This window comes from Phyllobacterium sp. TAF24 (assembly GCF_052113785.1).
GTDB lineage: Bacteria > Pseudomonadota > Alphaproteobacteria > Rhizobiales > Rhizobiaceae > Phyllobacterium.
The window spans coordinates 114,459-127,020 of sequence record NZ_JBFRDN010000008.1 but is presented as its reverse complement, the minus strand read 5'-3'; the positions used below and the strand labels follow the sequence as shown (position 1 = coordinate 127,020).

13 protein-coding genes are annotated in these 12,562 nt (G+C 56.1%); 6 read left to right on the top strand and 7 right to left on the bottom strand.

Going from position 1 to position 12,562, the window contains the following annotated elements:
• Positions 1-58 precede the first annotated feature (58 nt).
• A complete protein-coding gene (locus tag AB4Y96_RS09690; RefSeq protein WP_091877960.1) occupies positions 59-271 on the top strand; it encodes a cold-shock protein in 213 nt (70 codons plus the stop codon).
• Between the two features lie 99 nt (positions 272-370).
• On the opposite strand, the gene AB4Y96_RS09685 is transcribed toward AB4Y96_RS09690, so the two are convergent.
• Complete coding sequence (locus AB4Y96_RS09685) at positions 371-1,402, bottom strand: zinc-dependent alcohol dehydrogenase family protein (RefSeq protein WP_441916979.1); 1,032 nt, start codon at positions 1,400-1,402, stop codon at positions 371-373.
• A 122-nt stretch (positions 1,403-1,524) separates the two neighbouring features.
• On the opposite strand from AB4Y96_RS09685, the gene AB4Y96_RS09680 reads away from it, so the two are divergent.
• A complete protein-coding gene (locus AB4Y96_RS09680) occupies positions 1,525-2,451 on the top strand; it encodes a LysR family transcriptional regulator (RefSeq protein WP_441916977.1) in 927 nt (308 codons plus the stop codon).
• Here the strand turns inward: AB4Y96_RS09680 and AB4Y96_RS09675 are convergent.
• Positions 2,440-3,066 carry a glutathione S-transferase family protein gene (locus AB4Y96_RS09675; RefSeq protein ID WP_441916975.1) on the bottom strand — a complete coding sequence of 209 codons (627 nt, stop codon included), beginning with the start codon at positions 3,064-3,066 and terminating at the stop codon, positions 2,440-2,442. The two genes, AB4Y96_RS09680 and AB4Y96_RS09675, sit on opposite strands and share 12 nt — an antisense overlap.
• Positions 3,067-3,299: 233 nt before the next feature.
• On the opposite strand from AB4Y96_RS09675, the gene AB4Y96_RS09670 reads away from it, so the two are divergent.
• On the top strand, positions 3,300-4,502 hold the full coding sequence (locus tag AB4Y96_RS09670; RefSeq protein WP_091877964.1) for a pyridoxal phosphate-dependent aminotransferase: 1,203 nt from the start codon (positions 3,300-3,302) through the stop codon (positions 4,500-4,502).
• A 143-nt stretch (positions 4,503-4,645) separates the two neighbouring features.
• Complete coding sequence (msrP, locus tag AB4Y96_RS09665; RefSeq protein WP_441916973.1) at positions 4,646-5,626, top strand: protein-methionine-sulfoxide reductase catalytic subunit MsrP; 981 nt, start codon at positions 4,646-4,648, stop codon at positions 5,624-5,626.
• Between the two features lie 336 nt (positions 5,627-5,962).
• On the opposite strand, the gene AB4Y96_RS09660 is transcribed toward msrP, so the two are convergent.
• Together AB4Y96_RS09660 and trxB are read right to left on the bottom strand one after the other, a co-directional pair.
• Positions 5,963-6,859 carry a LysR family transcriptional regulator gene (locus AB4Y96_RS09660; protein WP_091877967.1) on the bottom strand — a complete coding sequence of 299 codons (897 nt, stop codon included), beginning with the start codon at positions 6,857-6,859 and terminating at the stop codon, positions 5,963-5,965.
• A 60-nt stretch (positions 6,860-6,919) separates the two neighbouring features.
• Positions 6,920-7,894, bottom strand: a complete 975-nt coding sequence (trxB, locus tag AB4Y96_RS09655) for a thioredoxin-disulfide reductase (RefSeq protein WP_441916970.1) — start codon at positions 7,892-7,894, stop codon at positions 6,920-6,922.
• A 279-nt stretch (positions 7,895-8,173) separates the two neighbouring features.
• On the opposite strand from trxB, the gene AB4Y96_RS09650 reads away from it, so the two are divergent.
• Both AB4Y96_RS09650 and AB4Y96_RS09645 read left to right on the top strand, forming a co-directional pair.
• Positions 8,174-9,574 carry a TrkH family potassium uptake protein gene (locus AB4Y96_RS09650; protein WP_091877969.1) on the top strand — a complete coding sequence of 467 codons (1,401 nt, stop codon included), beginning with the start codon at positions 8,174-8,176 and terminating at the stop codon, positions 9,572-9,574.
• A 114-nt stretch (positions 9,575-9,688) separates the two neighbouring features.
• Entirely contained in the window at positions 9,689-10,159 is a 471-nt protein-coding gene (locus AB4Y96_RS09645) for an Lrp/AsnC family transcriptional regulator (RefSeq protein WP_091877970.1), read from the top strand.
• Here the strand turns inward: AB4Y96_RS09645 and AB4Y96_RS09640 are convergent.
• Genes AB4Y96_RS09640 through greA form a run of 3 tightly spaced genes read right to left on the bottom strand, consistent with a single transcriptional unit; the run spans position 10,156 to position 12,426 of the window.
• Positions 10,156-10,884 (bottom strand): glycosyltransferase family 25 protein, encoded by a 729-nt coding sequence (locus AB4Y96_RS09640; protein WP_441917018.1) that lies wholly within the window; start codon positions 10,882-10,884, stop codon positions 10,156-10,158. The genes AB4Y96_RS09645 and AB4Y96_RS09640 overlap by 4 nt on opposite strands.
• Complete coding sequence (locus AB4Y96_RS09635; protein WP_441916968.1) at positions 10,884-11,981, bottom strand: glycosyltransferase family 4 protein; 1,098 nt, start codon at positions 11,979-11,981, stop codon at positions 10,884-10,886. The genes AB4Y96_RS09640 and AB4Y96_RS09635 overlap by 1 nt, the downstream gene beginning before the upstream one ends.
• A complete protein-coding gene (gene greA / locus AB4Y96_RS09630) occupies positions 11,953-12,426 on the bottom strand; it encodes a transcription elongation factor GreA (RefSeq protein WP_091878512.1) in 474 nt (157 codons plus the stop codon). The genes AB4Y96_RS09635 and greA overlap by 29 nt, the downstream gene beginning before the upstream one ends.
• Positions 12,427-12,562 lie beyond the last annotated feature (136 nt).

Sequence of the window (12,562 nt, the reverse complement as noted above, 5' to 3'; positions counted from 1 at the left end):
ATTCCCTGGGCAGCATAGCTGTATGTTGCCTGTTTTATATCTCTGAAAGGAATTTCCCATGGCTACGGGAACAGTGAAATGGTTCAACAGCACTAAAGGCTTTGGTTTCATCCAGCCTGACACCGGCGGTGCAGACGTTTTCGTACACATCTCTGCTGTTGAGCGTGCAGGTTTGCGCGGCCTCAATGACGGCCAGAAGATCAACTACGAAATCGTACAGGATCGTCGTTCGGGCAAGTCGTCCGCAGACAACCTCAGCGTTGCTGGCTAATCGCCGCAAGCGAAAATCTCCGGATTTTCCAGCGCACACATTTGAAAAGGCGGGATTTTAATCCCGCCTTTTTGCATATTATCAATTGGGTTTCAGGCTTCAGCCGATCTCGACAACGACCTTGCCAAAGGGGCCACGCTCCAGATGGTCGAGCGCAGCGGCAAAATCTTCCATCTTGTAGACGGCATCAATGACGGGCGTCATGCCGGACAGATCGAAGGCGCAGACCAGATCTTCCAGCGAACGCCGGTGCCCGACCTGAATTCCCTCAACGATCAGACGTTTGCGGGCAAAGGCGCCGAAACCACCCGATATCTCAAAACCATCAATCACGCCGATCAGCGATATCCGTCCACAGACCGCAGCGGCCCGCAGGGATTTGTCGAGATGTGCGCCGCCGATCGTCTCCAATATATGGTCCGCACCATGATCATTGGTCAGACGGTAGACCGCTTCCACCCAATCCTCATTCTGGCGATTGATGCCGTGATGGGCACCAAGCTCCTTGGCCCAAGCCAGCTTCTTATCATCGCCTGATACAACGATGACTTGGGCGCCGTGCATCAATGCAATCTGCATGCCGGAGATCGCCACACCGCCGGTGCCGATCACAACCACCGTCTGCCCTGCCCGCAGCTTGCCGCGCTCGACCAGCGCCGTCCATGCGGTCAGGCCAGCACAAGGCAGCGTGCTTGCCTGCAGATCAGTAAGCTTGCTCGGTGCGCGCACTGCCCAATCCTCGTGCAGGACAACATATTCGGCAAGCACACCCTGCAACGGCCCGCCGAGAACACGGTCATTCGGATCGCGGGCAGTCCCCGGACCGTTACCGTCGATCCAATCGGGTAGAAACGTCGAGATGATCCGATCACCTTCAACGAACCGTGTTACATCACGCCCGGCAGCCACAACGGTTCCGGCCAGATCGGAAAGAGGCGTGACCGGTTCGGTCTGTGGTATCGGCAAACCAAAACCGAGATCGACCAGCAGCTTGTCGCGATAATTAAGCGAGGCAGCGCTCGCTTTCACAAGGATTTCCCTCGGGCCAGGTACCGGGATGTTGGCCTCGATCAATTTGAGGTTTTCGCGTCCGGCACCGCCAAGCACCCAGCGCTTCATTATCTTGCTCATCGTTCTTCCTCGTTAAACCCTTTCATCGGGTGGAGGACATCAAACTATATGATCGATAGGCGATGCAGTTGCGCTCATATTGTGCAATATTGTATCCTGAAACTCTACAATGGAGCGATAAAATGGATCGGCTTGCGGGTATTCAGGAATTTGTCGCGGTGGTGGACGCCGGAGGCTTTTCTGCGGCTGCCCAGAAACTTCACCTTTCCCGCTCTGCCGTCGGAAAGGCCATTGCCCGGCTGGAAGAACGGCTCGGTGTTCGTCTTTGCCACCGCACCACCCGGGCGTTCCAACTGACAAGCGATGGCCACGCTTTTTACGAGCATTGCGTGCGGATATTGGCCGAACTCGATATTGCCGAAAACGCCATGACGTCGGACAAGGAGCAACCGGCGGGCCGCCTGCGCCTCAGCGTTCCCGTGATTTTTGGCCGACGCTGCGTGGCTCCCGTTATCGCGGATATCGCCCGCCAGTACAGCGAGCTGCGTTTTGATGTTTCCTTCACCGATCGGCCTGTTGACCTGATCGATGAGAGCTATGATCTCGTCGTTCGCAATTCTGCACTGCCTGATAGTGCCGTTCTCACAGCACGCCGGATTGCGCGTCAGCGTATGACGATATGTGCCGCTCCCGCCTATTTGGCTGCGCGTGGAACACCACGAAATATCGAGGATATTGCGGAGCATGACTCCATTGTTTATGGCCGCGACGGCAATACACGGTCTTGGGTTTTCCCCAACGGAAAAGGCGGCACCTACACCGCCCCTGCCCGCAGCCGCTTGATCCTCGATGATCTGGAGGCTGCTGCGGATATGGCCGTCGCGGGCATGGGGCTGGCGTGGCTGCCCTGCTGGCTCATTCGTGAACGAGTGCATAGCGGGACGCTTGTCCGGGTACTGCCCGACATCGAGCCGCTGGTTTTTGACACGTTTGCCGTCTGGCCGAAGGCACCGTTCATGCCCGCGCGGCTGCGCGTGCTGATCGATGCGCTTGCCTCCCGCCTGCCCGGGATGACCGGAGCAGATGGCGAAATCAAATCAGCCGCCTGATGCGTCGGGCAGCCAGCCGATAGGCACATGCCCCTCATCGCCAGCAACACGGCTCAGCCATTTGGCCACAGACGGATAGGCAGACAGATCATAGCCACCCAAGCTTGCCTCATGGGTATAGGCATAAAGCGCGATATCAGCGATGCTGATGGCATCACCGGCAAAATAGGGGGTCTTCTGCAATTGCTGTTCCATGACCAGCAATGCCTTGTTTCCGCCCTCCAGCGTTGCCGCCAGCCGCTCCGGCGTCGCATCTTTCGCCCGCTCGGGATAGACAAGCAAAGCCCGCCGCACGGCAATATTGGGCTCATGCGTATATTGCTCGAAGAACAGCCATTGATACATCAGGGCGCGCGCATAGGAATCTTCCGGGATGAAGCGGGTGCCCTCGGCCAGATAAAGCAGGATCGCATTCGACTCCGCCAGAAACCGGCCATCATCAAGCTCAAGCAGTGGCACCTTGCCATTGGGGTTCTTGGCGGTGAATGCAGGTTGTCGCGTCGACCCGTCGATGGACGAAATGGCCACATGCTCAAACGGCAGACCAAGCTTGGCCATCAACAGGCGCGGCTTGTAGCAATTTCCGGAAGTCATCTGCGAATAAAGTATAGGCATGATTGGTCTCCTGTGGCGGCCGACCGTAGCCGCTGGTGTCCTGATGTATCTGTATATGTGAAGCATCTTGCAAACATACGTGATGCTTTGAACGTTTCATGTCACACCCTGCATAGAAACAGCGCGATGTGAAGCCTTCAATGTATGCTTTTGCTTGCGATTCCGCGGCCATTGCGACATAGCAGACGCGCAAACCGGCTTCCAATTATCAAACACCTCAGGAGAACGATACCATGGCATTCCTCGCCGACGCCCTTTCCCGTGTGAAGGTTTCCGCAACGATTGCGATCACCCAGAAAGCACGTGATCTGAAAGCCGAGGGCCGGGATGTGATTTCGCTCTCCGTGGGCGAGCCGGATTTTGATACGCCTGAAAATATCAAGGAAGCCGCCATTGCCGCCATCCGTCGCGGCGAAACCAAGTATACACCGGTATCCGGCATTGTGCCGCTGCGCGAAGCCATTGCCCGCAAATTCAAGCGTGAGAATGAGCTGGAATACAAGCCAAGCCAGACCATTGTTTCAACCGGCGGCAAGCATGTCATCTATAACGCGCTGCTCGCCACGCTGAACCCCGGCGATGAGGTTATCTGCGTTGCGCCCTACTGGGTCAGCTATCCGGAAATGGTTGCGCTGTGCGGTGGCACACCGGTTATCGTTTCAGCCCTCCAGAAGAATGAATTCAAGCTGCAGCCGGAAGATCTGGAACGGGCGATCACACCAAAGACCAAATGGGTCATTCTGAATTCGCCATCCAACCCTTCGGGCGCCGCTTACAGCTGGGATGAACTCAAGAAGATCACCGACGTTCTCGTGCGTCATCCGCATGTCTGGGTTCTGACCGACGACATGTATGAGCACCTGACCTATGGCGACTTCAAATTCGTCACCCCGGCGCAGGTCGAGCCAAGCCTTTATGACCGTACGCTGACCATGAACGGCGTGTCGAAAGCCTATGCCATGACCGGCTGGCGCATCGGCTATGCGGCGGGTCCGCAGGCGCTGATCAACGCCATGGATATGGTGCAGGGCCAGCAGACATCTGGCACCAGCGCGATCTCGCAGTGGGCCGCCGTGGAAGCTCTCGACGGAACGCAGGAACATCTGCCCATCTTCAAGAAAGCCTTCGAAGGTCGCCGCGATCTCATCGTTTCGATGCTCAATCAGGCGCCGCTGCTGGAATGCCCCAAGCCGGAAGGCGCATTCTACGTCTATCCGTCCTGCGCGGCAGCCATCGGCAAGACGGCCCCATCAGGCAAAGTGATTGAAACGGACGAGGATTTCGTCAGTGAATTGCTGTCGAGCGAAGCTGTTGCCGCCGTGCATGGCTCAGCCTTTGGCCTTGGACCGAACCTGCGCATTTCCTATGCCACATCGGATGCCAAGCTTGAGGAAGCCGGCAAGCGTATCCAGCGCTTCTGCGCCAGCCTGCGCTGATCTGGCAATCCTGTTCGACATGATGAGGGGCCTTCATGGCCCCTTTTTCTTTGGCATGTCGGCTTCACAGCTTTGTGTGAAGCATCAGCACGGGGAAATGGCATATTTTCACGGGCAACCCCCGCAGGAATGAAAGAGCAGTCATGGTCGCAATCCACCGCAAGCCCGTCTGGGCAATAGCCGAAACCCTGGCAACCCCGGAAGCTGCATTCATGAACCGGCGGGCAATTCTTCAGGCGTGGGGGCTTGGTGCGCTGGCAACCGTGGCTCTCGCAGCTTCGCCGAAGATGGCGCGCGCGGAAGGCGAACGCAAACCCGCTGGCAACCCGGCGCTTTATCCGGCCAAACGCAATGACGCCTACAAGCTTGATCGCAGTCTGACACCGGAAGAAATCAACGCGAAATACAATAATTTTTATGAATTCGGTTCCGACAAGGGCGTTTACACGGAAGCGCAAAGCCTGATTACCAATCCATGGGCGATTGAAATCGACGGCATGGTGGAAAAGCCTTTTACGATTGACTTCGCTGACCTTGAAGCAAAAATCCCGCTGGAAGAGCGCCTTTACCGGCATCGTTGTGTCGAAGCATGGTCGATGACCATTCCATGGACCGGCTTTTCCCTGTCCAAGCTGGTTGAACTGGCAAAGCCGCTTGGCACAGCCAAATATCTCAGGTTCGAGACCTTCAACGATCCATCCATGGCCAGCGGCCAGAACGGCTTTCTCTACACATGGCCTTATGTGGAGGGCGTTACCATGGCAGAAGCCGCCAACGACCTCGCCTTCATGGTCACGGGAGCCTATGGCAAACCGCTGCTCAACCAGTTCGGCGCCCCGATCCGGCTTGCTTTGCCGTGGAAATATGGCTTCAAGTCGATCAAATCGATCCGCAAGATCACTTTCACGGACAAGCAACCGGTGAGCTTCTGGGAAGAGCTGGCATCGAACGAATATGGCTTCTGGGCCAACGTTAATCCGGCTGTTGCGCATCCACGCTGGAGCCAGGCGCATGAGCGCGTGCTGCATACGGGTGAAAGTGTGCCGACGCTGCTGTTCAATGGCTATGGCGATCAGGTCGCATCGCTCTACACGGGACTGGAAGTCGAAACGCTCTATCGCTGATTTGTGAAAACAGACCCCAGAAAGAAAAGAGGCCGGACAATTGCCCGGCCTTAAGTTTTGAAGGATGCCATTTCTGGCAAAACCTCCAGAGGGGAACACTTGCGGATGCGCAATGGGAGGAGGAGACGCATCGGCAAGTGATGTGGATATGGGCCTATTAACCGTTTCTTGCAATCCCCCAATTGTGCATTGCACCCATGCACAAAATGCATATCGACAATTTATCGGCATTTTTGAAATGATGATGTGCTTTACCTGATCAAACGGGCAACGTTATGCTCCAAATGATCGCGTTTTAGAAAGAATATTTTTCCACCAAAATGCTGAAAACCTCGATCAATACGACCAGGTACGCGCCTTCGAGAAAAGAAAATCTCTGAATACGTGCAATTTGGCGGCGTTCTTGATTCCCTCGGGGTAGCAGAAGAACGTATCGAAGGATGGCATTTCCATCTCCGGCAACAGGCGCACGAGGGTCGAATCCTTCTCGACCATATAATCAGGCAGCACCCCAAGACCGACGCCTTTCTGGATGGCGCGCTTGATCGACAGGAGGTTGTTGATCTGCAGCACAGCGGGCCGCAGATTGCCGTCGGAGCGACCGATCACCTCAAGCCAGTTGAGATTGGTCAGGTATGACGGTGCCGGTTCGCCAAAGCTGACAATGCGATGGGAGTCGATCTCGTCGATGTTTTCAATCTTGCCATATTTGGCAATATAGCCCGGCGAGGCATAGACGTGCATATGCACCGTGAACAGTCGCCGCTGGATCAGGTCAGGCTGTTGCGGCTGGCGCAGACGGATCGCACAATCTGCATGGCGCATCGTCAGATCAAGCTCTTCATTGTCGAGCAACAACTGCAACTGCACTTCCGGGTAGAGTTCGATGAATTCCTGCACACGCTCGATCAGCCAGCCGGAGCCGAGGCCCACGGTGGTCGTCACCCGCAGCTTGCCCGATGGCCGGTCCTTGCTTTCGGTGAGGCGAGAGCGGACGTTTTCCAGCTTCATCAGCACTTCATGTGCCGTGCGGTAAAGCACCTCGCCCTGCTCGGTCAGGATCAGCCCGCGGGCGTGCCGGTGAAACAGGGGAACGCCGACATCCTGCTCCAGGGCGCTTACCTGACGGGAAATGGCTGATTGCGACAGATGCAGCGTCTCGGCAGCGTGGGTGAAGGACCCCGCTTCCGCCGCAGCATGAAATATTCGCAACTTGTCCCAGTCAAGCGACATGGCGCAGTCTCTCCCCCGTTCCGGTTTCGCACATCGAAACCGGCTCCATTATTTCAACCCCTATTCGGCAGCCTGACGCACCGGTTCCTGTGCCGTCAGCCAACGTTCAGCCTCAAGCGCCGCCATGCAGCCCATTCCGGCCGCCGTCACAGCCTGACGATAAATATCGTCTGTGACGTCACCGGCAGCAAAAACGCCGGGAACATCGGTTGCTGTCGAATCCGCAGCGGTCCACAGATAGCCATTCGGCTTATGTTTGAGTTTCCCCTTGAACAGTTCCACCGCTGGCGCATGCCCGATGGCAACAAACACGCCATGCGTTGCAACATCCGTCGTCTCGCCCGTTTTGATATTCTTCAGGCGAACGCCGGAAACCGATGCTGCCATAGGCGGCTTTGCCTCCGTACCCGTAATCTCGTCAATCACGTTGTCCCAGACGACTTTGACATTTTCACGAGCAAACAAACGATCCTGCAGAATTTTTTCCGCACGGAAATGGTCGCGGCGATGCACGACCGTGACGGCCTTTGCCAGATTGGCAAGATAAAGCGCTTCTTCGACAGCGGTATTACCGCCGCCAACCACAACCACGTCCTTGTTGCGATAGAAGAAACCATCGCAGGTGGCGCAGGCGGAAACGCCAAAGCCCATAAATGTCTGTTCGGTGGGAATACCCAGCCATTTTGCCTGCGCGCCTGTTGCGATAATCAGCGCATCGCAGGTGTATTGCGTGCCGCCGTCGCCGACGAGGCGGAACGGGCGAACGGAAATGTCCACTTCCGTAATGATGTCGTGAATGATCTCGGCGCCCACATGCTCCGCCTGAATGCGCATCTGGTCCATCATCCATGGCCCCTGCACCGGATCGGCATAGCCCGGATAGTTTTCCACATCCGTGGTGATCATCAGCTGACCACCCTGTTGCAGACCGGCGACGATCACAGGTTTCAGATTGGCGCGAGCCGCATAGATAGCTGCGGTATAACCGGCAGGACCGGAACCGATAATGAGGACGGGCACGTGGCGCTGTGACATATCAAGACCTATAACAACAGATGTTCAGCCAGAAAGGGTTCGGAGCAGAGTTTTCATCATTTCCAATGCCATAAGGTAGTGGGTCAGCCCCCTCCGTTGCAAGGTCTGAGCTTGATATAGCCGGGTTAGCCACAGCTTGTACGTGGTGTTTTGCTATTTCTGGCGCATTGTGACACCTGTCAGAACCGGTTATGAAACATTCTCATGTCCATCTCGCCAGCCTGAGGTCCGCTCATTTTTCGTACCATCATCAATATTTGCGCGCGATTTGGCTTGGTCATGGCCGCAGCCATGCTGATTCCGGCCGCTGTTGATCTGCATATCGGCAATCGGGACTGGATCGCTTTTGTTCAATCGGCCATTTTCACCGGCGTTCTCTGCGGTCTGATTGCACTTGCCACAAACAACCCCGAGATACGCTTCACCCCTCGCCTTGGCTTTCTGCTGATCGTTGCTGTGTGGCTGACGGCCGCTGTGCTTGGCTCCCTGCCCCTGTACTTTTCCACCCTGCCGATCAGTTTTGCCAAGGCATTCTTCGAATCCATGTCCGGCATCACGTCAACAGGAGCGACGGTGCTGACGGGATTAGATGCAATGCCGCGCGGCATCCTGCTCTGGCGCTCGCTGCTGTGCTGGTTTGGTGGTTTCGGGTTCGTTGGCTTGGGGCTCTTGCTTCTGCCATCGCTACGCGTCGGCGGCATTCAGCTGCTTCACATGGAATCCTCGGATAAATCAGAGAAAATCCTGCCGCGTATCCATCAGATCGCCACAGGTATTATCATTGCCTATGTCAGCATGACGGTGCTGTGCACCATCCTCTATTTCGCCGCCGGCATGGGCATGTTCGATGCGGTTAATCACGGCATGACGACGGTTGCGACTGCCGGCTTTTCTACCCATGACTCATCCCTCGGTTTTTACGCCCATAATCGGGCGATCCTCGTTATTGCCACCGTGTTCATGGTGCTCGGGGCCCTGCCGTTCGTGCTCTATATCAAGGCCGTGATGCCGCAGCGCCTGACTTCACTGGCCGATCCTCAGGTGACACTGTTCTTCATCATCGTGATCGGCCTAAGCTTCTTTCTGGCCGTGGGTCTCACGCTCGAAACCGGTATCGGCTTTGGTGACGCGCTGATTGCCGCATCCTTCAACCTTGTATCCGTCATTTCCACCACGGGTTTTGCCACTGAGGATTACACGCGCTGGGGATCGGAAGCGCTCGGCATCTTCTTCATCGTCACATTCATTGGCGGCTGCGCCGGGTCCACCTCGGGCGGCATCAAGCTTAATCGTCTGATTATTCTCTGGCAGCTCGCCTCCGCCAGCCTGACGCGGCTGATCATGCCCAATGCCATTGTCAAAATGCGTTATGGCCGATCGGAAATCAGTCAGGAAGTCGCCCAATCGGCGCTGCTGTTCATTTTTCTCTATATGGCATCATTGGTTATTGGCGCCACGGCTCTTGCCATGCTTGGCAATGATCTGGGCACATCAATCACCGGCGCCCTCACGGCGCTTTCCAATGTAGGCCCCGGTTTTGGCGATACAATCGGTCCCGTTGGCAATTTCTCGACGCTTGGCGATCCTTCCCTGCTTGTTCTCAGCTATCTGATGCTGGCCGGACGGCTTGAAATCATCACCATCGTTATTCTGTTTACACGCCGCTTCTGGAGCAGATAGGTCCATGCTATGTACCGAACCTGTTTGTAACTGGATGCGGATGCATTACACAGCGACAGGAATCGCCTATGGTGCTTACCGCAAGCGCCTTTTTGACAGGGATATAATCAGACCATGCCTTTGAAGGCGGACTTGGACGAGATCGACTGGAAAATCCTGAAACAGCTTCAGGATAATGGCCGCATCACCAATGTGGAGCTTGCCGAACGCGTCGGCATATCGGCGCCGCCCTGTCTGCGCCGCGTGCGCAAACTGGAGGAAAGCGGGATTATTCAGGGCTATAGAGCCATTCTGAATGGCTCCATCCTTGGTCAGGATATTGTGGCATTCTGCATGATCCGGCTGCACCGGCAGTCCGATGCCGACCTGAAAAGTTTTGCTGAAAAGACCAAAGGCTGGACGATTGTCCGCCGCGCATGGATGGTATCAGGGGAATCCGACTTCCTGCTGCATTGCGTGGCCAGCGATATCAGCATCTTCCAGAATTTCGTTATCGAAGACCTGACGGCAACGCCCAATGTGGATTCGGTGCGCACCTCGCTGACAATCCGTTCGGTCAAGAACGAACCGCTGATGGTGCTCTAACGCCTGATCTTTGAATAGAGAAACAAGAGAACCCGGTAATAGGGCCGGAGCACCTCGCGCTTCAGCTTGTCCGAAAGCGTCTTCTTTCCCTGAACAACCGTGCCGCCGAGATTGAAATCAATCTCGCGAATGGTGATGGGCCGCGCCGAAAGCACCCGCACCGGATGCAACCAGCGCATTTGCAGCGTGGTGTCCACAGGTCGGTCGAACCGCTCCGTCGCCGCAAGCAAGGCAATCGCCGCCTCACGACCAATCAGTTGCATCTGCATACCCAAACCCGGCAGTTTAGGCTGCATGATGGACATATCGCCCGCACGGACAACCTCATCGCCCACCTCACCCCGTGGCCAACGGGGAAACCGGATATAGTCCGCAGGCTTGATTGTCTCGACAGCCAGCTTCAACTGTTCCGCGAAACCCGCATCGATATCGACATCATCCTCAATGACCAGACCGGCATCAAGATTATCGTCGACAATCGCCTGCCACGCCTTTCGGTGCGAGAGGAAACAGGCAATCTCGGTGATACGCAAGTCGAAGGGATAAACAGGGAAATGCAGCGATTTCCGGCTGTAAACCGCCGCAATATCACTCTTCCCAAGCTGCTGCGCGTCAACAGCGTCGATAATTTCTGATTTGATCGGCAGCCGCTGCATCAGTGCGTGGACATGCTCACCACGTTTTTCGGCGCGCTTCAGATGGATGATGAAAGCCGCGACTTTCATCATCCGGCCCTGCTGTTGCTGCCGAACAACCGCTCATACACAGTGAGAATTTTGGCTGCCTCGTTCTGCAAGGGAAAATTCTCCCTGACATGCTCAAGACCTGATTTGCCCGCTTCTTCGCATTTATGCGGATCGGCCAGATAGCGCTCAATTGCCTGTTCCAGCGCCAGGCCATCGCCAGCCGGAACCACCATACCCGAGGCGCGGTCGACCATTTCCGCATAGGCACCCGCATCGCTGGTGACAACAGCCGTTTGCGAGGCCATGGCTTCAAGCGGCGTCAGGCCAAAGCCTTCATTGCGCGAGGGCGCGACATAGAGCGTCATGCGGCGGTACCAGAGCTTTACGTCAGGTACTTCGCCCAGAAAAACCAAACGATCCGGCAATCCGGCTTTGGCAATCTTCTCGCGCAGGGCCTGTTCGAAGCCCTTATGCTCGGCAGTTGTCCGCCCGGTCATCACAGCTGTCCACTCAGGGTAGCGCGGCAACAGATTGATCATCGCGTCAACGAAAAGATCAGTCCCCTTGGAATGCCGGATACGCCCGGAACAGCCAACGAGATATTTGCCCGGCAAACCCGAGGAGGCAAATGCGTCTTCATTCGTCACAGGCGGATGGAACATCTCGGTATCCACGCCGTGCATGATGACCGTATGCGACACTTTGAGAAAGCTGCCCGACTTGGCGCTGGTGGCGATCACGGCATTCATCCGCCGGATCAGCCATTTGGTGAAAGGCTTGTGATCGCGCTGCGCGGCTGAGGTAAACAGCAGGCGCAGCTTCATGCGCAGCACATGGCGCAGGAAGATACCCGCAATCATTTCATTGTTGCGGCGCGCATGCCAGATTCGAAAAGGACGGGTCTTGGGCTTGAACCACAGTCCGGGCAGCGCACGCCACCCGATCTTTGGCAAAGTGTCGGGAAGCCCCGGCCCCATGGCAACGATATCGAGACCGTTTGCCCTTTGCAGCGGAATAAGCTGCACGATAGTCGAGGTGACCCCGGAAAGCTTGCGCTTGAAATTCGGGGCGATCACCTCAACGTTATCTACTGGTTCCGGCACGATATCAGGCGAACTTGAATCCGACGATTTCATAGGAACGGGCACCGCCCGGTGCATTGACCTCGATCGTGTCGCCTTCGCTTTTGCCGATCAGGGCGCGGGCGATGGGCGAGGAAATGGAAATGCGTCCGGCTTTCGGATCAGCTTCCTGATCGCCGACGATCTGGTAGATCTTCTTGTCTTCCGTATCTTCGTCGATCAGCTGCACGGTGGCGCCAAACTTGATCTTGTCGCCTGACAATTTCGAGATATCGATGATCTCGGCATGCCCGATATAGCCTTCAAGCTCGCCAACGCGGCCTTCATTGTGGCTTTGGGCTTCCTTGGCGGCATGATACTCGGCATTTTCCGAAAGGTCGCCATGGGCGCGCGCTTCCGAAATGGCCAGAATGATACGGGGCCGCTCTTCTTGCTGGCGCCAGCGCAACTCTTCCTTGAGCTTGTCAAATCCGCCTTGAGTCATCGGGACCTTTTCCATGCCCTCTCCTTTCGCAGTCAGTGTCAAATGCGCGCCGCCGGGGCCGCGCGACACAAAAAGAAAACGGTCACCGAAGCTCAAGACTTCGGAACCGTTCAGTCATCAGTCGTTTAATATAGCATTCTTTCCGGCGATT